At 70.5% G+C, this 23,298-nt stretch carries 32 protein-coding genes and 1 pseudogene; 17 read left to right on the plus strand and 16 right to left on the minus strand.

Going from position 1 to position 23,298, the window contains the following annotated elements; genetic code table 11:
• Positions 1-57: 57 nt before the first annotated feature.
• Positions 58-636: a GAF domain-containing protein gene (locus tag AB0J66_RS37710; protein ID WP_364671511.1), complete on the plus strand. Its 579-nt coding sequence runs from the start codon at positions 58-60 to the stop codon at positions 634-636.
• Positions 637-670: 34 nt separating this feature from the next.
• Positions 671-1,588, plus strand: a complete 918-nt coding sequence (locus AB0J66_RS37715; protein WP_364671514.1) for a YegS/Rv2252/BmrU family lipid kinase — start codon at positions 671-673, stop codon at positions 1,586-1,588.
• Here the strand turns inward: AB0J66_RS37715 and AB0J66_RS37720 are convergent.
• Together AB0J66_RS37720 and AB0J66_RS37725 are read right to left on the minus strand one after the other, a co-directional pair.
• Positions 1,564-2,220: a hypothetical protein gene (locus AB0J66_RS37720; protein WP_364671517.1), complete on the minus strand. Its 657-nt coding sequence runs from the start codon at positions 2,218-2,220 to the stop codon at positions 1,564-1,566. The genes AB0J66_RS37715 and AB0J66_RS37720 overlap by 25 nt on opposite strands.
• Positions 2,221-2,293: 73 nt before the next feature.
• Complete coding sequence (locus AB0J66_RS37725) at positions 2,294-2,632, minus strand: hypothetical protein (RefSeq protein WP_364671519.1); 339 nt, start codon at positions 2,630-2,632, stop codon at positions 2,294-2,296.
• Here AB0J66_RS37725 and AB0J66_RS37730 point away from each other — a divergent pair.
• From AB0J66_RS37730 to AB0J66_RS37740, 3 genes and pseudogenes are all read left to right on the plus strand, one after another.
• The gene (locus tag AB0J66_RS37730) at positions 2,625-2,945 is read left to right on the plus strand and encodes a permease-like cell division protein FtsX (RefSeq protein WP_364671522.1); all 321 of its coding nucleotides are present in this window, start codon (positions 2,625-2,627) and stop codon (positions 2,943-2,945) included. The two genes, AB0J66_RS37725 and AB0J66_RS37730, sit on opposite strands and share 8 nt — an antisense overlap.
• On the plus strand, positions 2,942-3,478 hold the full coding sequence (locus AB0J66_RS37735; RefSeq protein ID WP_364671525.1) for a SigE family RNA polymerase sigma factor: 537 nt from the start codon (positions 2,942-2,944) through the stop codon (positions 3,476-3,478). Before AB0J66_RS37730 ends, AB0J66_RS37735 begins: the two co-directional genes overlap by 4 nt.
• A 54-nt stretch (positions 3,479-3,532) precedes the next feature.
• Positions 3,533-4,048 (plus strand): annotated as a pseudogene (locus AB0J66_RS37740) (2-phosphosulfolactate phosphatase); the annotation flags it as partial.
• Positions 4,049-4,059: 11 nt separating this feature from the next.
• Here AB0J66_RS37740 and AB0J66_RS37745 read toward each other — a convergent pair.
• The 3 genes from AB0J66_RS37745 to AB0J66_RS37755 all read right to left on the minus strand — a co-directional run bounded on the left by AB0J66_RS37745 (position 4,060) and on the right by AB0J66_RS37755 (position 5,758).
• Positions 4,060-4,803, minus strand: coding sequence for a HEAT repeat domain-containing protein (locus AB0J66_RS37745; protein ID WP_364671527.1), 744 nt, complete (start codon positions 4,801-4,803; stop codon positions 4,060-4,062).
• A gap of 50 nt (positions 4,804-4,853) precedes the next feature.
• Entirely contained in the window at positions 4,854-5,369 is a 516-nt protein-coding gene (locus tag AB0J66_RS37750; RefSeq protein ID WP_364671530.1) for a hypothetical protein, read from the minus strand.
• Between the two features lie 137 nt (positions 5,370-5,506).
• A complete protein-coding gene (locus tag AB0J66_RS37755; protein ID WP_364671533.1) occupies positions 5,507-5,758 on the minus strand; it encodes a hypothetical protein in 252 nt (83 codons plus the stop codon).
• A gap of 55 nt (positions 5,759-5,813) precedes the next feature.
• Here AB0J66_RS37755 and AB0J66_RS37760 point away from each other — a divergent pair, with 55 nt between their 5' ends.
• The 3 genes from AB0J66_RS37760 to AB0J66_RS37770 are packed head-to-tail and all read left to right on the plus strand — an operon-like array spanning position 5,814 to position 8,098.
• Positions 5,814-6,275, plus strand: coding sequence for a hypothetical protein (locus AB0J66_RS37760; protein ID WP_364671536.1), 462 nt, complete (start codon positions 5,814-5,816; stop codon positions 6,273-6,275).
• A 57-nt stretch (positions 6,276-6,332) separates the two neighbouring features.
• Positions 6,333-6,896, plus strand: coding sequence for a helix-turn-helix domain-containing protein (locus AB0J66_RS37765; protein ID WP_364671539.1), 564 nt, complete (start codon positions 6,333-6,335; stop codon positions 6,894-6,896).
• Positions 6,896-8,098 carry an MFS transporter gene (locus AB0J66_RS37770; protein ID WP_364671542.1) on the plus strand — a complete coding sequence of 401 codons (1,203 nt, stop codon included), beginning with the start codon at positions 6,896-6,898 and terminating at the stop codon, positions 8,096-8,098. The genes AB0J66_RS37765 and AB0J66_RS37770 overlap by 1 nt, the downstream gene beginning before the upstream one ends.
• A 221-nt stretch (positions 8,099-8,319) precedes the next feature.
• On the opposite strand, the gene AB0J66_RS37775 is transcribed toward AB0J66_RS37770, so the two are convergent.
• Genes AB0J66_RS37775 through AB0J66_RS37785 form a run of 3 tightly spaced genes read right to left on the minus strand, consistent with a single transcriptional unit; the run spans position 8,320 to position 10,624 of the window.
• On the minus strand, positions 8,320-8,949 hold the full coding sequence (locus AB0J66_RS37775) for a glycosyltransferase family 2 protein (RefSeq protein ID WP_364671545.1): 630 nt from the start codon (positions 8,947-8,949) through the stop codon (positions 8,320-8,322).
• Positions 8,950-8,957: 8 nt separating this feature from the next.
• Entirely contained in the window at positions 8,958-9,539 is a 582-nt protein-coding gene (locus AB0J66_RS37780) for a YdcF family protein (RefSeq protein ID WP_364671548.1), read from the minus strand.
• The gene (locus tag AB0J66_RS37785; RefSeq protein ID WP_364671551.1) at positions 9,521-10,624 is read right to left on the minus strand and encodes an MBL fold metallo-hydrolase; all 1,104 of its coding nucleotides are present in this window, start codon (positions 10,622-10,624) and stop codon (positions 9,521-9,523) included. The genes AB0J66_RS37780 and AB0J66_RS37785 overlap by 19 nt, the downstream gene beginning before the upstream one ends.
• 90 nt (positions 10,625-10,714) lie before the next feature.
• On the opposite strand from AB0J66_RS37785, the gene AB0J66_RS37790 reads away from it, so the two are divergent.
• Both AB0J66_RS37790 and dgt read left to right on the plus strand, forming a co-directional pair.
• On the plus strand, positions 10,715-11,293 hold the full coding sequence (locus AB0J66_RS37790; RefSeq protein ID WP_364671554.1) for a hypothetical protein: 579 nt from the start codon (positions 10,715-10,717) through the stop codon (positions 11,291-11,293).
• Between the two features lie 10 nt (positions 11,294-11,303).
• Positions 11,304-12,749 carry a dGTP triphosphohydrolase gene (gene dgt, locus AB0J66_RS37795; protein WP_364671557.1) on the plus strand — a complete coding sequence of 482 codons (1,446 nt, stop codon included), beginning with the start codon at positions 11,304-11,306 and terminating at the stop codon, positions 12,747-12,749.
• Here the strand turns inward: dgt and AB0J66_RS37800 are convergent.
• A complete protein-coding gene (locus AB0J66_RS37800; protein WP_364671560.1) occupies positions 12,746-12,940 on the minus strand; it encodes a hypothetical protein in 195 nt (64 codons plus the stop codon). The two genes, dgt and AB0J66_RS37800, sit on opposite strands and share 4 nt — an antisense overlap.
• 329 nt (positions 12,941-13,269) lie before the next feature.
• On the opposite strand from AB0J66_RS37800, the gene AB0J66_RS37805 reads away from it, so the two are divergent.
• Positions 13,270-13,803, plus strand: coding sequence for a hypothetical protein (locus tag AB0J66_RS37805; protein ID WP_364671563.1), 534 nt, complete (start codon positions 13,270-13,272; stop codon positions 13,801-13,803).
• Positions 13,804-13,909: 106 nt separating this feature from the next.
• Here the strand turns inward: AB0J66_RS37805 and AB0J66_RS37810 are convergent, their stop codons facing one another.
• Genes AB0J66_RS37810 through AB0J66_RS37820 form a run of 3 tightly spaced genes read right to left on the minus strand, consistent with a single transcriptional unit; the run spans position 13,910 to position 15,553 of the window.
• A complete protein-coding gene (locus AB0J66_RS37810; protein ID WP_364671566.1) occupies positions 13,910-14,278 on the minus strand; it encodes a DUF3037 domain-containing protein in 369 nt (122 codons plus the stop codon).
• On the minus strand, positions 14,275-14,997 hold the full coding sequence (locus AB0J66_RS37815) for a HipA family kinase (protein WP_364671569.1): 723 nt from the start codon (positions 14,995-14,997) through the stop codon (positions 14,275-14,277). The genes AB0J66_RS37810 and AB0J66_RS37815 overlap by 4 nt, the downstream gene beginning before the upstream one ends.
• Positions 14,998-15,007: 10 nt before the next feature.
• A complete protein-coding gene (locus tag AB0J66_RS37820; RefSeq protein WP_364671572.1) occupies positions 15,008-15,553 on the minus strand; it encodes a hypothetical protein in 546 nt (181 codons plus the stop codon).
• A gap of 97 nt (positions 15,554-15,650) precedes the next feature.
• Between AB0J66_RS37820 and AB0J66_RS37825 the strand changes: the two genes are divergently transcribed.
• Together AB0J66_RS37825 and AB0J66_RS37830 are read left to right on the plus strand one after the other, a co-directional pair.
• Positions 15,651-16,718 (plus strand): ATP-dependent DNA ligase, encoded by a 1,068-nt coding sequence (locus tag AB0J66_RS37825; RefSeq protein WP_364671575.1) that lies wholly within the window; start codon positions 15,651-15,653, stop codon positions 16,716-16,718.
• A gap of 63 nt (positions 16,719-16,781) precedes the next feature.
• The gene (locus AB0J66_RS37830) at positions 16,782-18,353 is read left to right on the plus strand and encodes an alpha/beta hydrolase (protein WP_364671578.1); all 1,572 of its coding nucleotides are present in this window, start codon (positions 16,782-16,784) and stop codon (positions 18,351-18,353) included.
• On the opposite strand, the gene AB0J66_RS37835 is transcribed toward AB0J66_RS37830, so the two are convergent.
• Entirely contained in the window at positions 18,304-18,762 is a 459-nt protein-coding gene (locus AB0J66_RS37835) for a potassium channel family protein (protein WP_364671581.1), read from the minus strand. The genes AB0J66_RS37830 and AB0J66_RS37835 overlap by 50 nt on opposite strands.
• Positions 18,763-18,791: 29 nt before the next feature.
• Between AB0J66_RS37835 and AB0J66_RS37840 the strand changes: the two genes are divergently transcribed.
• Together AB0J66_RS37840 and AB0J66_RS37845 are read left to right on the plus strand one after the other, a co-directional pair.
• Positions 18,792-19,256: a GNAT family N-acetyltransferase gene (locus tag AB0J66_RS37840; RefSeq protein WP_364671584.1), complete on the plus strand. Its 465-nt coding sequence runs from the start codon at positions 18,792-18,794 to the stop codon at positions 19,254-19,256.
• Positions 19,257-19,304: 48 nt separating this feature from the next.
• A complete protein-coding gene (locus AB0J66_RS37845; protein ID WP_364671587.1) occupies positions 19,305-19,805 on the plus strand; it encodes a hypothetical protein in 501 nt (166 codons plus the stop codon).
• On the opposite strand, the gene AB0J66_RS37850 is transcribed toward AB0J66_RS37845, so the two are convergent.
• Together AB0J66_RS37850 and AB0J66_RS37855 are read right to left on the minus strand one after the other, a co-directional pair.
• A complete protein-coding gene (locus AB0J66_RS37850; protein ID WP_364671590.1) occupies positions 19,802-20,185 on the minus strand; it encodes a VOC family protein in 384 nt (127 codons plus the stop codon). The genes AB0J66_RS37845 and AB0J66_RS37850 overlap by 4 nt on opposite strands.
• A 51-nt stretch (positions 20,186-20,236) precedes the next feature.
• A complete protein-coding gene (locus AB0J66_RS37855; protein WP_364671593.1) occupies positions 20,237-20,803 on the minus strand; it encodes a TetR/AcrR family transcriptional regulator in 567 nt (188 codons plus the stop codon).
• 72 nt (positions 20,804-20,875) lie between these two features.
• Between AB0J66_RS37855 and AB0J66_RS37860 the strand changes: the two genes are divergently transcribed.
• Positions 20,876-21,709, plus strand: a complete 834-nt coding sequence (locus tag AB0J66_RS37860) for a chlorophyllase (protein WP_364671596.1) — start codon at positions 20,876-20,878, stop codon at positions 21,707-21,709.
• Here AB0J66_RS37860 and ligD read toward each other — a convergent pair whose 3' ends face one another.
• The gene (gene ligD / locus AB0J66_RS37865) at positions 21,710-22,744 is read right to left on the minus strand and encodes a non-homologous end-joining DNA ligase (protein WP_364671703.1); all 1,035 of its coding nucleotides are present in this window, start codon (positions 22,742-22,744) and stop codon (positions 21,710-21,712) included.
• A gap of 161 nt (positions 22,745-22,905) precedes the next feature.
• Here ligD and AB0J66_RS37870 point away from each other — a divergent pair, with 161 nt between their 5' ends.
• A complete protein-coding gene (locus AB0J66_RS37870) occupies positions 22,906-23,184 on the plus strand; it encodes a type II toxin-antitoxin system prevent-host-death family antitoxin (RefSeq protein WP_364671599.1) in 279 nt (92 codons plus the stop codon).
• Positions 23,185-23,298 lie beyond the last annotated feature (114 nt).

Below are 23,298 nucleotides of genomic sequence, written 5' to 3' on the forward strand. Positions count from 1 at the left end.
CTTTCTAGGCTCGCAGGCACCGAGCAGGCATCGGAGCCACCCCCAGGAAGGAAGGCCATGACGAGCAGCAGCCCCGTGTCGTCGAACGCCTACGAATACTTGGACACCGTCAACCCCGAAGAGCAGGCCCGGCTGGAGGCCGTACGCCGGTACCGGCTGGTCGATCAGCCGGTCGAGGACGCGTACGACCGGATCGCCTTCGTCGCCGGTGCCATCTTCGACACCCCGATCGCGACCGTCTCCCTGGTCGAGCAGGACCGGGTCTGGCTGGCCGCGTGCCAGGGCCTCAGCGGCGTCCGCCAGGTCGGCCGCGAGCCCGGCCTGTGCGCGTCGGTGATCGCCCAGGACGACGTCTACGTGATCAACAACGCCGCGGTCGACCCCCGGACCCTGGAACACCCGTTGGTACGCGGTGAGCTCGGCCTGCGCTTCTACGCGGCGGCCCCGATCCGTACGCACGACGGGTACCGCCTGGGCACGGTCAACGTCATCGACAACAAACCCCGTGAGGCCAACCCGCGCCAGCTCAAGGCCCTCGAGCACCTCGCCTCGATGGTCTCGGACGAGCTCGAGCTGCGCCTCATGGTGATCCGCAGCGCGGCCGCCGAGCAGCGCATGCGCGAGACGGTCAACTGATTACGTTTCCGTCGATACGGGTAGTGCGCTGCCCATGAGTACTCCCCGCACCATCGCCGTGGTCGCGCACCAGCGCAAGACGTTCGGCGGAGGCCTGGACGAGCTCCGCCGCCGCCTGACCGACACCGGCGTCGACGACCTGTTGTGGTCTGAAGTACCCAAGAGCAAAAAGGCCCCCGAGCAGGTCCGCAAGGTCATCAAGGCCAAGCCGGACCTGCTCGTGGTGTGGGGCGGCGACGGCATGGTCCAGCGCTCGATCGACGTGCTGGCCCACGAGAAGGGCGGCTCGAAGATCCCGCTGGCCATCATGCCGGCCGGCACGGGCAACCTGCTCGCGACCAACCTGGGCATCCCGGCCGACCTCGAGCAGGCGGTCGACATCGCCCTGCACGGCGAGCACCGCCGCATCGACCTGGGCAAGCTCAACGGCGAGTACTTCGGCGTGATGGCCGGGGTCGGGTTCGACGGCGCGATGATCAGCGACGCCGACCGCAAGATGAAGGACCGGCTCGGCAAGCTCGCGTACGTCTGGGCCGGCGTCCGCCACGTCAACGGCGAAGCCCCGCGCGCCCAGATCAAGATCGACGGCACCGAGTGGTTCGACGACGAGGCCAGCTGCGTCCTGATCGGCAACGTCAGCCAGATCACCGGCGGCATCAAGGCCTTCGACGACGCCAAGCCGGACGACGGCTGGCTCGACGTCGGCGTCGCCACCGCCCAGGGCGCCCTGCAGTGGGCGCGCGCCCTCGGCACCATGGCCGTCGGCCGCAGCGACAGCTCGCCGTTCGTCCGCACCACCCGGGCCCGCGAGATCGAGGTCAAGCTCAAGTCCAAGATGGAGTACGAGCTGGACGGCGGCGCCCGCACGAAGGCGAAGACCTTCACGGCCAAGGTCGCCCCCGGTGCGGTGAAGATCTGCGTTCCCCGTCAGCGCGAGGCGTCCGGCGCCTGAGCTTTCGTCGCCGCCTCGACCAGCGCCAGGGCGTGAGCGCGGCCCGGGCACTGCCGGGGCCCCGCGCCGAACGCCGTCGGCCCCGCCAGCGGCACCAACAGGATCTCACCAGCTTCGATCCGGCGGCCACCCGCCGTGGTGGCCGCCTTGGCCTGCCGCTTCGTGAAGCGCACGGGTGGATCGTCGCGCAGCACCTCCTCGACCGGCTTGTCCCGCGTCCGCTCGATCAGTGCCACCGTCGCCCCACACGCCTGCACCAGCACCCCGATCCGCGCCGCCGTCCCCTCATCGTGCCGGCCGAAGATCGCAACCAGCCGCTCGACGGCCGGATCAGCCACCCCCTCGTCCCCCGTCCCCGGCTGGTAGGCCTGAGCTACGTCCTCCACCAGCCCCGCCACCGCCGGATCGGTCACCCCCATGGCCGCGGCCAGGACAGCCACCGAATGCCCGCTCCTCCCCCGCAGCGATTCCGGCGCAATGCCATCAAGAATCGCCTCGGCCAGCCCTCGCCGCCGAACGTGCGCCGCGCCCTCGCTGAAGCGGCCGACGCTGGCCCGAAGCCAGCCCACCCCCGCCGTCGCCGGAGGCACCGGCGGCACCACGAACGCCGGGTCACTCAGAATCTCTCGCATCGCCGCAGGCTACGGCCGTGAGACTTCGGCGCTGGCCGAATTCGATGTGACCGAACAGCGGCCCCAGGCGGTCCTATCTGCAGAGAGCGCAACCGACAGCGAGGACGAACAAGTGGACGCGAATCTGCGGGAGCACTTCGACCAGGCGGTCAGCCACGACCCCGGCGCCGACCCCTTCGCGATGGCGCACCTGGCCATCGAACAGGGCGGCCGGGTGCGCCGCCGACGCCGGCAGACCGCCGTGGCCGGCGCGGCCGCCGCCGTGATCGCGGTGGCGGGCGGCGTAGCGGGCCTGAACCTCCGGTCCACGGCAGAGACACCGCCGGCGGTCACGATCGCCGCCGCGATGATGCCCGGCCGCGCCGGCGTGCTCGGTCGACCCGGTCCAGAGCGATGCCACCGACGTGGCCATCTTCCTGACCTCCGAGGCGACCCGGCGGCAACGATCGGCCATCGGGTCGGCGCTCGCGAACGACAAGCGCGTGTCCTCCTCGGTCTTCGAGAACCGCGAGCAGGCGTACGACAAGTTCCGGAAGTTGTGGGCCGACTCGCCGGACTTCGTCGCGTCGGTCACCCCGGACTCCCTGCCCGAATCGTTCCGGGTGCGGCTGGCCGACACCTCGCGCTACGCGGCCTTCCACACCGACTACGCGGCAATGGGCGGCGTCCAGGACATCGTCGGCCGCGTCTGCCCGCCCAGCGCCCCCATCGGAGGCGTGCGGTGACCGACACCGTGACGCCGGCCCGCCCCGTGCCGGCCCGCCGCGGTCAGGCCGACGACGACTTCACCGCCTTCGTCGAGTCGACCGCCACCGGCCTGCGCCGCAGCGCCTACCTGATGTGCCGCGACTGGCATCTGGCCCAGGACCTGACCCAGCAGACCTACACCAAGATGTACGCGTCGTGGCGCCGCCTGCTGCGTACCACCACGAACCTCGACGCCTACAGCCGCCGCGTCCTGATGAACCTGGTCTTCGACCACCAGCGCCGCCGCGACAGCTCCGAGATCGTCGTGGCCGACCTCCCCGACCACCCGGCCCCCGCCGGCGGCCCGGAACTCCACCTCACCCTGGTCGAGGCCCTGGCCCGCCTGAGCCTCGAGGACCGGGCCGTCCTGGTCCTCCGCCACGCCGAGGACCACAGCGTCGACACCGTGGCCACCATCCTCGACGTCTCCGCCTCCGTCGTGAAGATGCGCAACGCGCGCGCCCTGACCCGCCTGCGCTCCCTGCTGGGCGACGACTTCCTCGACAAATGACGTTGCGGCCCGCCGCATCCGCGCGCAGAGTGGCATCCCGTGCCGATCGTGGGAATGGACGCCGAGATCCCCTCCGGCCGGGTCGTCGTGGTCATCGACGTCATCCGCGCCTTCACCACCGCCGCCGTCGCCTTCGAGCGAGGCGCGACAGCAATAGCCTGCACACCCTCACTCGACGCGGCCCGAGCCCTCCACCGGCAACACCCCGGCCACCTCCTGATCGGCGAGACCGGCGGCCTCAGGCCCGCCGACTTCAACTACGGCAATTCGCCGTACGAGATCTCGACCGCCCCACTCACCGGCCACCACCTGATCCAGTCCACCTCGAACGGCACCGTCGGCCTGGCCCGCAGCCCCCACCCGGCCGCCCTGCTGGCCACCTCCGCCCGCAACGTCACCGCCACCGCCCGCTGGATCACCACCACCCACCCCCGAACCCCCTGGACGATCATCTGCACCGGCCGATCCCCCGAGGACTGGGCCTGCGCCACCTACCTCGACGGTCTCCTCCAGGGCACCACCCCGAGCCGCTCCGCCCTGCTCCAAGGCATCACCGACGGCGCCGTCGAACACACCCGCGCCTACGCCACCGCCCCACCCACCGAGCGCGTGGATCTCACTCGAGACCTTCCTTTCTGCCGCGCCGTCGACAGCTCCCCCTTCGCCATGCTCGGCCAGATCCACCCCACCCACGTCACCCTGACCAAAGCCGCGCCTTCGTGAGCTGAGTGCCCTCGGCCTGCCGGACGCTCGCCTCGTGATCCTCGGCGAGGCGCTGCAGGATCGGCGGCGACCGCTTTGGCGAGCGCCTTCGCGGCTCCGGCGCGACGCCGCACGTCCGGACCGCCGGCCTCGGCGAGCAGGGCGTCGACGGCGGCCGGGCTCCCGACCGCGCCAAGCGCGTCCCTCGCCTGGTCACGCACGCGCTCGTCCTCGTCGAAGAGCAGCTGGAGCAACATCGGCGTGGCCGATGACCGGCCGAGCCGACCGAGCGCGTAGGCGATCCGCGCCCCCTCCAACGGCCGGCCCTCGGTCACCGCGTTCGTCAATACCTCCACCGCGTCGAGACGACCACTTGCGCCGAGGCGGCCGATCGCCTCCCTCCGCACCAGCTCGTCGGGGTCGTGAAGCGCCCCGGCAAGGATGGCGAAGGCGCGATCGTCGCCGGCCACATCGACGAGCGCCTCACGCAGCCGCGGCACCAGACCGACGTCACCCGAGCCGGTCAGTGCCTCAACCGTCGGCGCGATCTCGTCATAGTCGATGTCTCCCCACTGCGACGCATGGTCGATCAGGGACCCGAGCCGCGCCTCGTTGCCAGTCACCGCCACCCCCAGCCGGGAATGCGATGTCCCAAGAACCTCATGTCGATACCTCAGGTGGGTCGGTTGTCGTGCTGAGTGATGCGGACGGGAAACCAGGTGACTTCTTCTGGCGTGCCGTTGAGTGTGCCGCGCTTGTTGTTGGCGGCGTCGGCGATTCGCTGAGCGTCGGCCAAGCTGGTCAGTAGGCCGTCTTGGTTGGCTTGGACGGCGAGTTCGTCTTCGGCCTGCTCGTGGAGGCCATAGCAGAGCCAGGAGTGGAAGCGGCCCGCCTCGAAACCGAGTACTTCAAAGCCGAGAACCCAGCCACTGGGCGGAGCGACTCGATGGCCGAGGTTGGCCAGGATCGGATGTGGATAGTCGCCGATCCACGCCTCGAGCATCTCGGCCAGGCCATCCGCGCCCGGCGTCGGCATGCTCGCGGCCAGAACGTGGGCGCCCGCCGGCGCGTTCCGCGCGGTCTCGATCGCATCCTGCAGTGACCGGTGCCAGGGCGCAGTCAATGGATCCGTGTCGAAGACCGGCAATTCGGCCAGACAGTCGCTGACGGTGGCAACCTCAGCCGGCATGCGCGCGGTCCAAGGCTGGGCCGGAGGTGTCCACCGGCCCCCAACCACGAAACCGGCCAACTCGTACGACTCATCACCCGACACCCGCCGATCATCAACCCAGCAGCACAGCCGAGCCAACCCGGCCCGACCCGTGGTCAGCAGTGGAGGATCCGGACCACTTCGCCGGTGGTGGAATCGATGACGACCACGTTTTGACTCGCGGCACCCGAGCCCGGCACAACCGTGCAGAAGGGGGCCCCTTCGGGTGGGCTCGGCGGGCTCTGGGGCTCGCCGGGCAGGCCGAGTAGCAGCGCGCCTGCCGTCAGCGCGACCAAGGCCCGCGCGGGTCGCCGGGCGGGCCGGTGCGGCGCGGGCTGCACCTCGCGGTCGAGATCGATGACGGTCACGGCCGGGATCGTAGCCAGCGCCGGCGACCATGCCCGATCGGAGTAGGCGGAGCGGGTGCGATCAAAGGCCGTTGCGGCACCGGGTGATTGGCAATTCGCCCGCTTCCCGCGTTACATGCCGACTGTCACGCTTTTCACCGATGAGGAGAATGGGTCGATACAGGCGGGAAGTAGTTTCATGTTCTCTTACAGCTCGATCGCGGCGGCGATCGTCGGGGTAGTGGCTTTGACCATCGACCTCGTGGGGGCCGCCATGTCGCATGGCACGCCCAACGTTCAATTGGGCACCGTCTTCACGATTGCCGATCTCGTCGGTGTTCTCTGCGGGGCGATCGCCCACAAGTCGACCGCCGGGAAGGTCGGGCTGCATCTGAGCTGGGTGCCGCTGACCGTGGTCGTCATTGTGCTCGTGGCTCTGAATTCCGAGCTGTCCGTCAAGATTCTGCGGTCCGTCGGTCATGTTCTTTTCCTGATCGCCGACGGCCTGGTCAAGGTGATCACCGAGTTGGCCGGCTGACCGCCGCCGACGCCGACGGATTTGCAAAGGATGCTTTGCAAAGATAGCTTTGCATCCATGCGGGACGATGACATAGCGCTGGATCCGCGCACCTTGCGCGGGCTGGCGCATCCACTGCGCGTACGGCTGCTGAATCTGCTCCGGAAGGGCGGCCCCTCCACCGCGACGCGGCTCGGTGAGCAGCTCGGGCAGTCCAGCGGGGCCACCAGCTATCACCTGAGACAACTGGCGCTGTACGGCTTCGTGGTCGAGGACGCCGAGCGAGGAACCGGCCGTGAGCGCTGGTGGCGGGCCGCGCACGGGCGGACCGTGCTGACGCCCGAGGAGAGCCGCCAGTCGTGGGAGGTGGCCGAGGGTTATCTGCGGGCCGTGGCCCAGGCCGACTTTCAGCGCACCGAGGCCGCCATCGCCGACCTTCCGGCCATGCCGCGCGAGTGGCAGGACATCCTGTTCCTCAGCACCGACCTCCTTGAGCTCGCCCCGGCCCGGGCCGCCGAGCTCAGCACCCGCCTCAAGACCCTGATCGCCGAGTTCGCCACCGACCCCAGCGCCGCGCCGGCCGCTCGGGTGGCGGTGCAGTGGCAGCTGCTTCCGCTGCCGGCGGCGGAGGAGCGCGGCTGATGCGCAGGCCGCTGGCCAGTCTGCTGGTGGCGGAGTCGGTGTCGCTGGTCGGCAGTCACGTCTCCGGGATCGCGGTGCCGTGGCTGGTGTTGACCACCACCGGGTCGGCGACCCGGGTGGGCGCGGTCGCGCTGGCCCAGACGCTGCCGTTCGTGCTGGCCGGGATGCTGGGCGGCCCGCTCGTCGACCGGATCGGGCCGCGGCGGGTGGCCATCGCCTCCGATGCGGCCAGCGCCGCGGTGGTCGGGCTGGTTCCGGTGCTGCACCTGCTGGGACTGCTGTCCTTCGGGCCGTTGGTGGCGATCGTGGCCGTGGCCGGTGTGTTCGCGGGCGCCACCAACACGGCCAAGCGTGCCCTGCTCCCCCAGGCCGCCGGCCGCACGCCGATGGCCCGCGCGACCGCGCTCTTCGACGGCGTCGGCCGGGCCGCCATCCTGATCGGCCTGCCCCTCGGCGGCGTCCTGGTCGCGGCCGTCGGCCCGGCCGCGGTCCTGGCCATCGACGCCGCCTCGTTCGCCTTCTGCGCCACCCTGGTCGCCGCCGGCGTCCACACCCGCGCCACTGCGCCGGCCCGGAGCGAGAGCTACCTGGCCCAGCTCGGAGACGGGTTCGCTTTTCTGCGGCGGGACACCCTCTTCGCCGTCATCGTCGGGGTTCTGTTCTTCACCAATCTGGCCGATCAGGCGTACAGCACGGTCTTCGTCCCGGTCTGGGTGAAGGAGACCGGCGCCGGGCCGGCCACGCTCGGGCTGCTCGGCGGGGTCTTCGGGCTGGGCGCCGTCCTCGGCTCGGTCGTCTACGCGGCTCTGGCCACGCGGCTGCCGCGAGTGCTCACCTTCGCCGTCTGCTTTCTGATCGCCGGGTCGCCGCGGTTCTTCGCGCTCGCGGCCACCGACCGCCTTCTTCCGGTCCTGGCCGTGGCGTTCGGGGCCGGCCTGGCCGTCGCCGCGGTCAACCCCGTCCTGATGGCCCTCGGTTATGAGCGCATCCCGCCCCACCTGCGCGGCCGGGTCCTCGGCGTGGCCACCGCGATCGGCTTCGCCGGGCTGCCCCTCGGCGGCCTGCTGGGCGGCGTGGCCGTCGATCACGCCGGCGCCCGCGTCGCGCTGCTGCTCGCGGGCGGTCTCTACCTGGCCGTGACGCTTGTGCCGTTCGCGCTGATCAAAAGACGGATAGACGACAGGAGCTTGGTCACCGGCTAGGCGCTATCGACCCACATATCCCCTGGTCGCGGTGGCGGACGAGCCCCAGACTGGCCTTTCACGTCCGGCCACCGCAGGGGGTACGCCATGTCGTCCCGCCAGAAGTTCAGGCGCGCCAGTCGACCCGTACGTCACGAAGGCGCACGCACCACCCGGCTGATCGTCGGCCTGCTGTTGGTCCTCGGGACCCTGTTCCTCGCCGCCTACACCGCCGCCACCAGTTAGAACTTCAACAGCGACCGATAGATCCGTACGGCGTCGCCGACCGCGCCGAAGTGCGAGGACGCGTTGTCGTCGAGGTACGTCGTGGCGATCTCCACCTGCGAGTACGGGTGGCCCTCGCGGGCGGCGGCCAGCAGCACGTTCATCTCGTACTCGAAGCGGTCGCCAGGGATCGTCAGCAGCCACGGGAGGAGATCACCCGGGTAGCCGCGCAGGCCGGTCTGGGTGTCGCGCACGGACCGGCCCGTGGTGGCCCGGAACAGCAGCCGGGTCAGCGCGTTGCCGACCCGGCTGCGCAACGGCATCCGCCGCACCCGGCGCACACCCAGCACCGTGTGGCCGGTATCCCGTACGGCCTCGGAAATGCGACGGATGTCGGCGACGGAATGCTGACCGTCGGCGTCCGCGCAGACCACGTCCTCGCCGGGATAGGCGGCCATGATGTGCCGGAACCCGGTCCGCAGGGCCACACCCTTGCCCGAATTGCGCGGGTGGCGGAGCACGGTGCAGGGCAGCCCCTCCACCGCCGGTGTGCTGCCGTCGTCGACCACGACAACCGGGCAATCGATCTCGGCCACCAAAGCCGACAGATGGGACGATGGCTGATAGACGGGCAGGAGCAGGACCATGCCGCGGTCTATACCCAGCGCCGCACCAACGCCACCATCCGTCGTTCCCGGCGCAACAGCCCTTGCGGATCACGGACGCCGAGGAAGCCGATCCGGAACACGGCCCTCCGCGCGTACTCCCCCAGTGGTGACGAGCCGGCGGCCGGGACGCCCAGAAGGGCGTCGCCGTGCAGCCCGAGCACCTTCCCGGCCAGGAAGCGGACCCGGGGCAGATGCCAGGCGTGGGTGACCACCCCGAGCGGCCGCTCCGGTCCGAGGTCGAGCCCGTCGAGCAACCCGTCGGCCCCGATGTGCAGCAGGTTCTCCAGGGTGGTGCGCGAGCGGCACTCGGCCCGGATATCGGCCCACCGGTCCAGCCCGGCCTCGCGGGCCGCGGCCACCATCAGCGAGGCCTCGCGACATTCCAGGGGCGGCTGTACGGACGACGCCTGGGCCCAACCGCCGCTGAAGACGATCCGGGCCGGGCGGGCCCCGGCCCGTACGTAGTCGACGGCCGCCCGCACCCGGGCCAGGCTGCCCGGGGTGAGCCCGGCCGGCGTCACCCCGTTGCCGAGGACCAGCAGCGCGGCCGCTACGCGATCTGCTGCCACCAGCCGTCCACCGCCGGCGGGTTGTCGACGTCCACCCGCTCACCGGGGCGCGGCACGGCCAGGCGGACGTCCCGGGCCTTGGCCTCGGCCCAGGTGCGGTCGGCGGGTTCCGGCCACTCGTGCAGGGCCAGGTTGAACGTGGCCCAGTGGACCGGGATCATCAGGCCGCCGCGGACGTCGACGTGGGTGGCGACGCCGTCCTCGGGCATCATGTGGATGTCCGGCCAGGCCTCGTTGTACGCGCCGACCTGGACCAGCGTGACGTCGAACGGGCCGTGCTTCTCACCGATCTCGGCGAAGCCCGGGAAATAGCCGGTGTCGCCCGAGTAGAAGACCTTGCGGGTCGGCCCGTTGATCACCCAGCTCGTCCAGAGCGTCCCGTCGCGGCCGAGCCCCCGGCCCGAGAAGTGCCGGGCCGCGGTGGCGATGAACTCCAGCCCGGCCACCTTGTGGGTGTCGTTCCAGTCCATCTCGACGATCCGGGTGGCCGGCACACCCCAGCGCTCCAGGTGGGCGCCGACGCCCAGCGGCACCAGGAACGGGGCCGCCTGCAGGTCGACCAGGTTGTGGATGGTCTCCATGTCGAGGTGGTCGTAATGGTCGTGCGAGATCAGCACCGCGTCGAGCGGCGGCAGGTCACGCAGCGCGACCGGCGGCTCGTGCAGCCGCTTGGGGCCGGACAGGCGCGACGGGGAGCAGCGCTCGCTCCAGACCGGGTCGAGCAGCACCCGCTTGCCCTCGATCTCGACCAGCGCCGACGAGTGGCCGTACCAGGTGACGTGCAGGCCGTCGGCCGAGGCCCCCGGGTCGGGAGTGACCAGCGGGATCGGCTGGTGCGGGCTCCTGTTCTCGCGGTCGCGCAACGTGGCGGCGAGCAGCCGGGGCATCTCGGCGAAGCCCAGCATGGTGGCCGGCTCGGTGTTGCGGAACTTGCCCCCGGCGAACTGCGGCGAGGCTTGCATCCGGGCCAGCCGCTCGCCCTTGGCCTTGGCGCCCATCTGGCGGGGAATGTCCTTCGCCACCCAGACCGCCGCCGCGCCCAATGCCAGCGCGATCAATGAACCCGTACGTCCTCGTTTCGCCATTACCCCAGTTTGACCTCCCGCCAAGGGGTGCCGCCACCGAGGTGCTCAGGTTCCCCACAGCATTCGCCAGGTATGACACACTCTCTCGCCGTGACTGTCGACACCCTTCAAACTCAGCAGCAGCTGATCGTCCGTCAGCGCGTGCGGCTGATGGTCAACCAATACGAGATCCACGCCGTCTCCCCCGACGGCAACGAGGCCGGCCTGCTCGCCTTCGCCCAGCAGAAGCGGATGGCGTTCAAGGAGCAGGTCACCCTCTACACCGACGACACCAAGTCGGTGCCGGTGCTGGGCTTCAAGGCCCGTCAGGTCATGGACCTGGGCGCCACCTACGACGTGACGGACGCCAACGGCGCCCCGATCGGCCTGTTCCGCAAGAACTTCAAGGAGTCGCTGATCCGCTCGACCTGGCACCTCGAGCAGCCCGGCTTCGGCGAGATGATCGGCCGCGAGACCAACGTCTGGGTGGCCGTGCTGCGCCGCTTCGTCGACAGCCTGTCCTGGCTGCCGTACCACTTCGACTTCGTCATCGGCGACCGCCCGGTCTTCTCGGTCGTCAAGAAGTGGGGCCTGCGCGACCGGTACGTCGTCACGATCCACGACCCGCGCCTGGACCGCCGGCTGGTCGCGGCCATGTCCGTCGCGCTGGACGCTCTGCAGGCCCGGTAACCTTCCTGGGATGGATGATCCCCGGGCTCAGCGCCTGTTCGGCGACAGTCTCGTCGCCCCCGGTGACCTCGCGTCGAGCCCGTTCCGGGTCGACCGCGACCGGATCGTCAGCTCCCCGTTCTTCGCCCGGCTCGCCGGTGTCACCCAGGTGATCAGCCCGGGCGGCGCCGGCCTGCTGGTGCACAACCGGATGACCCACAGCCTCAAGGTGGCCCAGGTCGCCCGGGCCATCGCCGACCGGGTCGACCCCGAGCTGGCCGACAAGCTCGGCGGCTGCGACCCGGATGTCGTCGAGGCGGCCGCCCTGGCCCACGACCTCGGCCACCCGCCCTTCGGCCACCTCGGCGAGCGGGTGCTCGACCGGCTGGCCCGCCACCGTTTGGGGCTCAACGACGGTTTCGAGGGCAACGCCCAGTCGTACCGGATCGTCACCAGCACCGAGATCCGCGGCGAGGCAACCCTCGGGCTCAACCTGACCAACGCCGTACGCGCCGCCATCCTCAAATATCCGTGGACCCGCCGCGGTCAGGCCCGCTTCATGGACCCGCCGCCGCGCGGGGCCGCCCCACCGGCCGACGACCCGGCCGGCGGCTCCCTGAAATTCGGGGCGTACTCCACCGAGCTGCGCGACATGGCCGCCGCCCGGGCCCCGTTCGCGGGCCGGGTCGCCGACTGGCAGCAGACCGTCGAGGCCTCGGTCATGGACACGGCCGACGACATCGCGTACGCCATCCACGACCTGGAGGACGTGCACCGCGTCGGCGTTCTCCAGCAGGGCGCGGTCGCCACCGAGCTGATGGCCTGGCAGCGCTGGGGCACCTCGACCGACCTGACCCGGGCCGGCGGCGCGATCGAGTCCCTACGCCGCCAGCTGCACCGCAAGGACGCCTGGATGGCCGACGACGACGCCTTCGCGGCCGCGGTCGAGCTGGTCCGGGCCGAGCTGGTCGACGGCCTGCTGGCCCGCCCGTTCGACGGCTCGCTGGAGGCCGAGTCCCGGGTCGCGGCCTTCTCCGCCACGTGGACCCGCCGCCTGGTCGAGTCCTGCCGCACGATCGCCGACCCGGCCGTCCGCTCCGGCCACGTGCAGCTGGCCACCGCCCAGTGGCACGAGGTGCAGATCCTCAAGTTCGTGCAGAACCGGTTCGTCCTGGCCCGCCCCGACCTGGCCCTGCACCAGCGCGGCCAGGGCCGCCTGCTGGCCTCCCTGGTCGAGGCGCTGGACGCCTGGCTCACCGACCCCGACGAGGAGCAGCGCATCCCGCGCCGCCTGCAGGACCTGGTCGAACTGGCCCAGGCCGAGCTCCCCGACGGCACCCCGGAAAGCCTCCGCCGGGCCCGCGGCCGAGCCGTGATCGACTTCGTCGCGGGCCTGACCGACCAGCAGGCCGTCGGCCTGATGGAGGCCCTGGGCGGCCGCTCCCGCCAGCTCTGGACCGACGCGTTCGTCCTCTAACTTCGGACGCGGTTGTCCAGCGGCGCCGGCTGGCTGGTCCACCACTCCGACGGCACCTGCTCGTAGATCTCGTCCGCGAGCGCCTTCAGGTGCTCCCCCGTGGCATGCCCATGATGAGCATCCGCGAGCCCCTTGACCCTCACGTACCACTCGGCGATTTGTTCGCACTTGACCGATACTTGATAGTCCATGCCCCGAGCCTAAGTCCGCGGCCGCCACCCCGCCCGCCGTTGCTCGACCGGGTGACTCGGCCCGCACGCCACTGACCTGGGCTCTCACCTCACCGCCCAGGGCGAAATGCGAAGCTTCACGCCATCGGCCCGGCAGCCCAGTGCGCCTTCGACGACCCGTCATCCTTGCCGCAGCGGGCACACTGCTGAAACTGCTGCCCGTCCTGCGTCGACCGCCGAACCCACTTGTGCCACCCCAGCCGACATCCCACCGGCTTACCCATAGCTCGACGCTAAGCCGGCCGCGAGATCGTTAGCCTCCCGCTTTCGGCCAGTTCAGACGGCCTACGGTGATCACGGGACGGCACGAGGAGCGGGCAATGGCACGGCACGCACAACCGGAGGGCCGGTTCTCGCTCCGCCGAGGGCTGCGCTTCGAGCCCCTCGAGGCGGCCATCGCCGTCGTGTCGTTTCTCGGCTTCATCATCGGCCTTCCCGTTGTGATGAGCGAGGCCCGCACGATCAACAATCTTCGAGATAGCGGGCTGTGCGTGGAGGCCCAAGTGGAAAAGGCCGGCTGGCACCTGGGCAGCAAACTGCGAAGTTCGGCCGATCTGACGTACGCCATCGGCGGCCAGACCTTTCGGGGCGCGCTCCACTATCAGAGCCGCCGGCCGCTGCGCGAACGATCCGCGGTGAGGATCTGCACTGACCGCAACGACCCTACGATCTTCGCGCTGGACAGCAGCGCTCTCATCGGCGACTCGACCGGCCTATGGCTGCGTACCGCCATCGGAGTGCCGGTCTCCATCCTCGGCGTCGTCGTTTTCGGCCTCGTGCTGGGCAAGCACCAATGGCGCTTCACCGACGCCGACGAGCCCTAAGCCAATGGTCAGATCTTGCAAGCGCCGACGATGTCGCCAACATAGCGACATCAAACTCGCAATATTGCTTTGTTAGTGACATAGCAACCCTGAGCCGCAGCTCTCGCTATCTGACCAGCAGGGTCAACAGGCGGTCGAGCTCTTCGGCCGGGTCCTCGGCCAAGCCCATGTGGACCGGACCGGCTCGGAGGATGGTGCTTCGGGGGGCGGCCAGCCAGCGGAAGCGCTCGCCCTGGCTCATGCCGGCCGCGGCGCCGGCGCCGGTGCAGGTGGACTCCCACGAAGTGAGGGCGTCGCGGATGGCCTTGACGTCGGCGGTGGGGTCCAGGGCGCGCAGGCGGTCCTCGTGCAGGTGTGTACGGGCCTGAAGGAAGTCGCGGCGCTGGCAGTAGAGGACGACGCCGACGTTGATGAGCTCGCCGCGTTCGATGCGCGGGACGGCCTGGATCACCGCGTACTCGTAGGGGACTCTCATGGCAGCCAGGCCTCCGGCTGCTCTGCTCGGGCGGTGAGATGGGCGATGTAGGCGTCCTTGTCGCCGTCGTCGAGCCACTCGTCGGGGACCAGGCCGACGGCCTCGCGGATGAGCGACGGGGTGATCCGGGCGGCCAGGGCCGGGCCCTCGGTGGCTAGTTCGGTCGCGTACGGCTTGAGGACGTGGTCGTCCCACTTGTACGGGCGGTGGACGACCGTGGCGGCGCGGGGCCAGTTGTGGTGGAAGTAGAGGGTGGCGCCGTGGTCGATCAGCCACAGGCCGTTGTGCCAGATCAGCAGGTTGGGGTTGCGCCAGCTGCGGTCGACGTTCTCGACGAAGGCGTCGAAGGCCAGCACGCGGGAGGCCAGGCCGGCCTCGACCGGGTGGGCCACCGGGTCGTAGCCGAGGGCGCCGGGCAGGAAGTCCATGCCCAGGTTGGCTCCGGCGCTGGCCTTGATGAGCTCCTGGACCTCCTCGTCGGGCTCGGCCCGGGCCACGACCGGGTCGAGGTGCACGACGGCGAGCTCGGGGACGGGCAGGCCGAGCCGCCGGGCCAGCTCACCCGAGATCACCTCGGCCACCAGGGCCTTGGGGCCCTGCCCGGCGCCGCGGAACTTGACCACGTACGTGCCGAGGTCGTCGGCTTCCACGACGCCGGGCAGGGAACCGCCTTCACGCAGCGGTGTCACATAACGGATGGCGGTGACCTCACGAAGCACGTGGATCACCCTACAAAGGGCCCTGCTTCCGCAGCTCGTCGACCTTGCCCATGGCCGAGCGGAGGTCGGCCAGCCACTCCTCGGTGTGCTGGCCGACGAGCTTGACGCACCAGGCCAGGGCCTCGGAGCGGGAGCGGGCCACGCCGGCGTCGACCAGCGTGTCGAGGATCTGCCGCTCGGGCTGGCGGAGCCGGGTCATCACCGGCGCGGCGAGGTGGGTGAACAACTCGTTGGTGTCGCCGCAGCGCACGCCCCAGGCGACCTTGCGCTGGTAGCGGTGCTCGATCTGGCGGGCCACCCGCATCCGGTCGGCCCGGGTGTCCTCGCGGAACTGGTTGATCCGGCCGGCCTGGGCGGCGGCCCGGTCGGCGTCGGTGGCGTCGTCGCCGAGGTCGGGCGCGGCCACCCGGCCCCAGATGATGATCTCGTCGCGGTCGACGACGACCTCGGGCCGTTCGGTGAACCAGCCGTCGGTGACGGCTCCGGCGACCCAGGCGGCGGCGTCGTCGGCGTTCGGCGGCTCGACCCGTCCGGGCGGTCCTTGTCGGAACTTCATGGTGGAACCTCCCCAGGTTGCTGTCATTACAAAATTACACGCTTACGCCGGTGCCGCCAGCCCCCCAAGACGGACAGCGACACGGCAGACTGGGGAAATGGAGCTGCCGATCAATCCGCCGGTCAAGCCGATGCTCGCCAAGCCCGTCGCCGAGATCCCGGCCGACCAGGTCTACGAGCCCAAGTGGGACGGATTCCGGTCGATCATCTTCCGGGACGGGGACGAGGTGGAGATCGGCAGCCGCAACGAGAAGCCGATGACCCGGTACTTCCCCGAGGTCGTCGAGGCCGTGCGGGCCAACTTCCCGGAGCGGGCGGTGATCGACGGCGAGGTGATCGTGGCCGACACCGAGCGCAACACACTCGACTTCGAGGCCCTGCAGCAGCGCATCCACCCCGCCGCGAGCCGGGTCAAGCTGCTCAGCGAGCAGACCCCGGCCGGCTTCGTCGCCTTCGACCTGCTGGCCCTGGGCGACGAGGACCTGACCGAGCTGCCCTTCGCCGAGCGCCGGGCCCGGCTGGTCGAGGTCCTCAAGGGCGCCAAACCCCCGGTGTACGTCACTCCGGCCACCGATGACCTCGAAACCGCCCGGCGCTGGTTCGCCGAGTTCGAGGGGGCCGGCCTGGACGGGTTGATCGCCAAGCCGCGCGACCTGGTCTACACGCCCGACAAGCGGGTCATGTTCAAGATCAAGCACAAGCGGACGGCCGACTGCGTGGTCGCCGGCTACCGGGTCCACAAGTCCGGCGAGGACCGGATCGGCTCGCTGCTGCTGGGCCTCTACGACGAGCGGGACGTGCTGGTCTCGGTCGGCGTCATCGGGTCGTTCCCCATGGCCGTACGGCAGGAGCTCTTCCAGGAGTTGCAGCCGCTGGTGACGGAGTTCGAGGGTCACCCGTGGAACTGGGCGGCCCACCTGGAGGGCGAGCGCACCCCGCGTAAGAACGAGGTGAGCCGCTGGAACGCCGGCAAGGACCTCTCGTTCACCCCGCTGCGCCCGGAACGCGTGGTCGAGGTCCGCTACGACTACATGGAGGGTGTGCGGTTCCGCCACACCGCCCAGTTCGAACGGTGGCGTACGGACCGGGACCCGCACTCCTGCACGTACGAGCAGCTCGAACGCCCGGTCCAGTTCAATCTGGCCGAGGTACTGACCAGCCGCTGACCGCGGATTGTCAGACTCACCGGCTAGCCTCGGTCAGGACAGTCCGCTGAAGAAGGGTCCAACGTGCCGCGCCGCTCTCTCCTGGCCGTGTTCGCCGCGCTCGTGGTGACCGTCTCCGGCTGCACCGTGCCCTCGTTCGCGCCCGACGGGTCGGGCGGGTCCACGCCGGCCCCCCGGAGCACCCAGAGCAGCGCCGCCGCGCCGGGCACGGGCAACGCCGACTGGCAGCCCTGCCCCGAGATCCCGGATCAGCTCGTGGGCCGCGGCGCCGCCGGCATGACGTACGACTGCGCCAAGGTCTCCGTCCCGCGGGACTGGTCCGATCCCAACAACGGCGAGACGTACGCGATCGCGATGATCCGCATCCGTTCGGCCACCCAGAAGGACCGGACCGGCTCGCTGCTGATCAACCCCGGCGGCCCGGGCGGCTCCGGCATCGACACGGCGGTCTACCTGTCGTTCGGGCAGCAGTTCGGCGGCCTGCCGACCGAGATCACCAACAAGTTCGACATCATCGGGTTCGACCCGCGCGGCGTCGGCCGCTCCGACCCGGTCAAGTGCATCAGCGCCCAGGATCAGGACAAGAGCTTCGCCGCCGTCCCCGACCCGGTCAGCTCGGCCCAGTTCACCGAGCTGGTCACGCTCAACGAGAAGATCGCCGACGACTGCGCGAAGAAGTACAGCCCGGCCCAGCTGGCCACGTTCGCGACCGCCCAGGCCGCCAAGGACATGGATGCGATCCGTACCTCGGTCGGTGACGAGAAGCTGACGTACCTGGGCTTCTCCTACGGCACGCTGCTCGGCGCCACGTACGCCCAGCAGTTCCCGACCAAGGTCCGGGCGCTGGTGCTCGACGGCGCGGTCGACCCGCAGCAGAACTTCGTCGAGGGCTCGGAGAGCCAGGCCAAGGGCTTCGAGCGCGCGTTCACCAACTTCACCAACTGGTGCAAGGCCAACGCCGGCGACTGCCCGATCGCGCCGGACGCCCGCAAGGCGGTCACCGACGCGCTCAAGACGGCCGACACCAAGCCGGTCAAGGGCGCCGACGGCCGCAACGCCACCTCCGGCTGGATCTTCGTGGCCGTGGTGTCCTCGCTCTACACCGAGACCGGCTGGACGGCGCTGGCCAAGGCGATCGCCGACCTGAAGACAGGTGGCGCCGAGGGCATCTTCGAGCTCGCCGACCAGTACGCGGAGCGCAAGCCCGACGGGACGTACAGCAATCTCTTCGACGCCAACCTGGCCGTGAACTGCTCCGACACCAAGGACGCGCCCACCGTCGACGAGGTGCGCCGGCTGCAGGGCGAGTGGCGCAAGAAATACCCGCTGTTCGGCGGCTCGCTCGCGGTCGGCATGCTGCCCTGCGCGGTGTGGAAGGGCGACCGCGACCCGTACCCGGTCGGCAAGGCCGTCGGGGCCCCGCCGATCGTCGTGGTCGGCACGACCGGCGACCCCGCCACGCCGTACGAGAACACCGCCGACCTGGCCTCGATGCTGGGCGTCGGGCACGTGCTGACCTGGGAGGGCGAGGGGCACACGGCCTACCCGAGCACCCAGTGCATCACGCAGGCCGTCGACAGTTACCTCATCGATCTGAAGGTGCCGCAGGAGGGGCTGCGCTGTCCGGCGAAGTGAGGCCCTCACGCGCCGCCATCTGCTCGAGCAGGGCCCGCACCTGTCGCAGGTTCTGCTTGAGCTCCTCCTGCTCCTCGTGCCGGAAGACGTCCCGGTCGACGATGAGCTTGCTGGCGAAGTGCGCGGTGATCAGCGGGATCACCACGAGCACCATCAGCGAGATCAGCAGCCCGGCGATCACCCGGCCCTGCCACGAGGCGGGTGAGATGTCGCCGTACCCGACGGTCGACGCGGTGACGACGGCCCACCAGATCGCGTCGCCGATCGACTTCTCGGTCTCGAAGAAGTGGAAGAGCACGCCACAGACGACGATCAGGATGGCGTACGCGAGAATCAGCGTGCCCGGCGAGTTGGCCAGCCAGACAACCCCGCGATAGACCCGCGACAGCGGCGTGAGCAGCACCTTCATGGCGTCATCGTGCCCGAGCGACGATCAGAATGGGAGCCCCGATGTTCCGTACGGCCGAGCGAGCCGACGTCCCCGCGATCCTGGCCCTGCTGGCCGACGACGAGATCAGCCGGTCCCGCGGCACCGTCACCGAGCAGGCCGACGCCGCCGTCTGGGCCGCCTTCGAGCAGATCGACGCCGACCCGAACAACGAGCTGATCGTCGGCGACGACGGCGAGATCATCGCCACCTGCCAGCTCACGGTCATCCCCGGCCTCAGCCGCGGCGGCGCCACCCGCATGACCATCGAAGCCGTCCGGGTCCGGGCCGACCGTCGCGGCGCCGGCTTGGGCCGGGCCCTGATGGCGTACGCCCTCCAGCGCGCCCAGGAGCAAGGTGTCACCCTCGTGCAGCTCACCACCGACAAGCGCCGCACCGACGCCAAGCGTTTCTACGAGTCGCTCGGCTTCACCGCCTCCCACGAGGGCATGAAGCTCGCCGTCGACCCGGCCTGACTCGCCGCCGACCCGGCCTGGCGAGACATGCCCTGTCATCATCGCGGCATGCCCAAGTTGCGAGTCGCCGTGGTGGTGTTGCTGGCCGTCTGCGCGGGGTGCACCACAGAACCCGCGCCCACCGCGGTGACTCCGCCGGCCTCCTCAGCCCCCGCGTCGTCGCCGTCGACGTCTTCGGCGCCAACGCCCGCGACGCCCGTGAAGGTGCCCGCCGTGGCCCCAGGCGAGTTGTTCCGCTACGTGATCTCTCACAAGGACGGCACCGTCATGGGCGAGGGCACCGTGCGCGCCGCTCCGCGCGCCAATCAGGAGTACTTCGTCCAGGCGGCCTGCCAGAGCGCCGACCCGCGCCGCACGTTCTCCTACGAAGTGACCTCCGGCGGCAAGCGGATCGCCGCCGCGGGCGCCCGGCCGTGCGATGGCGTCGTGGCCCTCGACAGCGTCGGCACTCTGCCCGGCGGCGCCACGACCCAGGTCAAGGTCACCACCGATCGGGCGGCCGTCGTCGTGGCGTACGCCGTCCTGGGTCTTGCCCCCGAAGGCCGTTAGTCCCAGCTCTGGGCGAGCCGGTCGAAGACCTCGGGGTCGCTGTGGGGCGGGATCACGCAGAGCAGGTGGCCGCCCGGGGCCCGCAGGGTCACGCACTCGAGCCAGCGGCCCACCTCGACGGCGCCGAGTCCCTTGAGCCGGGCCGTCTCGGCCTCGACGTCGTCGGTCTCGATGTCGAAGTGGTAGCGCGGCGCGTCGTCCACGGCCTGGATGGCCAGCGTGTGGTCGGGCAGCACCCCGCGCAGCGAGATGAACTGCTCCTCGCCGGGCACGGGCTCGGCCGGCACGCCGAGAGCGCCCGACCAGAAGTCGGCCGACGCGCCGGCCTCGTCACGGGGCGCGTCGATCAGGAACGTCGAGAGTCGGCTGCGGTGTGCCATGACCGCGTAGTCTCCCGTAGCCGGGCCGCTCAATCCACAGGTTTCCGCGCGTCAGTGTGACGAGCGCAATCCCGCCACCAGCAGGCCGACCAGGTGCCGGGCGTCGTACCGGATGTTCTTCCCGGCCCCGGCGCACAGGCTGCCCACGCCACGCATGAGCTCGTACGCGTCCTGGTTGCCCCGGATCTCCCCGGCCGACGCGGCCGCCTTCAGCAAGTCGGTGCAGACGGGCACGAGCCGCTCCACGAAGTACGAGTGCAGCGGGTCGTAGCAGGGATCGTCGGACTGCAGCACGGCCGCCAGCCCCTGTTTGGTGATCACGAAGTCGACGAAGACCCCGATCCAGCGGGCCAGGGCCGCGTACGGCGTCGGCTGCTCGGCCAGCAGCGCCGGACCGGCCTCGGCCAGCGCCTCGACCTGATGCCGGTAGACCGCCACGATCAGATCCGCCCGGGTCGGAAAGTGCCGGTAGATCGTCGCCGTGCCGACCCCGGCCACCGCCGCGATGTCGCGGATGGGCGCCTCCACCCCGGATTTGACGAACACCGTGGCCGCCGCGTCGAGCAGGACCGCCGCGTTGCGCCGGGCGTCGGCCCGCCGGGGTCTGTCGTTCACCACACACTTCTCCTTAAACGGGACAACGTCCCGTATCGTCAAGCGGGACAACGTCCCACTTATCGAGGATGCCTCATGACAGCGATCGTCTCGGTGAAGCCCATCGTCCTGCCCGCGCCCGGCCGCGGCCAGGACCTGCACGTCCGGGTGACCGCCCCGGTGACCGGCGGCAACAACCTGCCGATCATCCTCTTCTCGCACGGCTTCGGCTCGTCCCTGGACGGCTACGGCCCGCTGACCGACCACTGGGCCGCCCAGGGCTTCGCGGTGCTGCAGCCCACGTACCTCGACTCGCGCACGATCGGCCTGGCCGCCGACGACCCCCGCACCCCGCGGATCTGGCGTCACCGCATCGAGGACGCGAAGCGCACCCTGGACCATCTCGACGTGTTCGAGGCCGCGGTGCCCGGGCGCTTCGACCGCACCACCATCGCCGCCGCCGGGCACTCCTTCGGCGGGCAGACCACCGGGGCCCTGCTCGGTCTCCGGGTCTTCGGCGAGGACTTCCGCGACGAGCGCGTCCGGACCGGCATCCTGCTGGCCACCGCCGGCCGGGGCGGCGACGACCTGACCCCGTACGCCGCCGAGCACTTCCCCTACCTCAACCCGGACTTCAGCCACCTGACCGCGCCTGCCCTGGTCGTCGCGGGCGACAAGGACCAGTCGTTCCTGACCACGCGCGGCCCCGACTGGTCGGCCGACCCCTACACGCTCAGCCCCGGACCCAAGAGCCTGCTGACCCTGTACGGGGCGGAGCACTCACTCGGTGGCATCCCGGGTTACGAGGCCAGGGAGACGACCGACGAGAACCCGGCCCACGTGGACCTCCTCCAGCGCCTCACGACGGCGTACCTCCGCGGTGAAGTCCTGCCGGACCCGGGCCACCTCGGCCGCCTCGAGAGCAAGTAGCTACTGGCCCTCCCAGTTGGCCTTGTTCATCTTGCTGGGCTGCACGCGTGGCGGCTCGCCCGGCATCTTCGGATGATCGGGCGGGTACGGCAGGTCGCCCAGCCCGTCCTTCTCGTCGCGGGCCGACCACTCCAGCAGCGGCGTGATGTCGTGGGCGACGTCGTCGATCGCCGCGTGCGGGTCACCGATCTTCGCGAACCGCTTCGGCACGGTCCGCAGGTCGAAGTCGTCCGGCTCCACGTCGGCCAGCTCGTCCCAGGTGACCGGGGCCGAAGCGGTGGCCCGGCCGTTGGCCCGCAGCGAATAGGCGCAGGCGATCGTCCGGTCCCGGGCCATCTGGTTGTAGTCGATGAAGACCCGCTCGCCGCGCTCCTCCTTCCACCACGCGGTCGTGATGGCCTCCGGCCGGCGACGCTCCACCTCACGGGCCAGCGCGATCGCGGCCCGGCGAACCTGCACGAAATCCCACTGCGGGGCGATCCGCACATAGACGTGCACGCCGCGCCCACCCGACGTCTTGGGAAAACCGACCCAGCCCAGGTCGTCGAGCACCTCCCGGATCACCCCGGCCGCGGTCACCACGTCGCCGAAGTTCGTCCCCGGCTGCGGGTCGAGGTCGATCCGCAGCTCATCGGGCTGATCGGGCGCCGCCGCCCGCACCGGCCACGGGTGGAAGACGATGGTCCCCATCTGCGCGGCCCACGCCACATGGGCCAGATCGGCCGGGCACAGCTCCTCGGCCGTACGCATGCTCGGGAACTTGATCGTCGCCTTCTGGATCCAGTCGGGCACCCCTCGCGCCCCGATCCGCTTCTGAAAGAAGGTCTCCCCGTCGATCCCGTCCGGGAACCGCTGCAACGTCGTCGGCCGCTGCCCGAGCGCCCGCATGATCCCGTCCCCGACGGCCAGGTAGTACTCGAAGACGTCACGCTTGGTGTACCCCCGGGCCGGGAACACCACCTTGTCCGGGCTGCTCAGCCGCACCGTGTGGCCGGCGATCTCATGCTCTTCCGCTGCGGCTTTCGGCATACCGATGACCTTAGGTCACTTCCGCCCCAGCGGCCGCCCATCACCTCGCACTGACAAAGCCGCGGCCACCGCCCGTCGGCATGAGCCTCGCCGTGGCGGAGCGGAGGAGCTCGACCGCCTACTCACCCCTGCTGGTGAGGCGGAACGTATTGCTCTACGGTCGCCGGATGCAGCGTATCGGCATCCGAGAGCTGAGCCGGAACACCAGTCAGGTGCTGGCTCGAGTCCGCGGTGGCGAAACTTTTGAGATCACGGACCGCGGGCATCCGATCGCCCGACTTGTTCCCGTGGACGACCACCGATCCGCTCTGACCAGGCTGGTGGCCACGGGACGGGCGATGGCCCCGGCTGGCGGTGGCCCGGTCCTCCTTCCGCCAGAATTCGGCGGCGAAGACGTTGACAGCGCCGCCGCACTCGCCGAAAGGCGAGATGAGGAGCGCTGGTAAAACGCCCGACTCCGCGGCTGAGCCCCGTAACAGAGCTGGGCTTGCGGCGATCGAGTGACCACCCGCTGGAGGGAGCGATCTCCCTCTCCGGAGGGATCGAAGCGCGCCTCGCAT

This window comes from Actinoplanes sp. NPDC049598 (assembly GCF_040675435.1).
Taxonomy (GTDB): domain Bacteria; phylum Actinomycetota; class Actinomycetes; order Mycobacteriales; family Micromonosporaceae; genus Actinoplanes.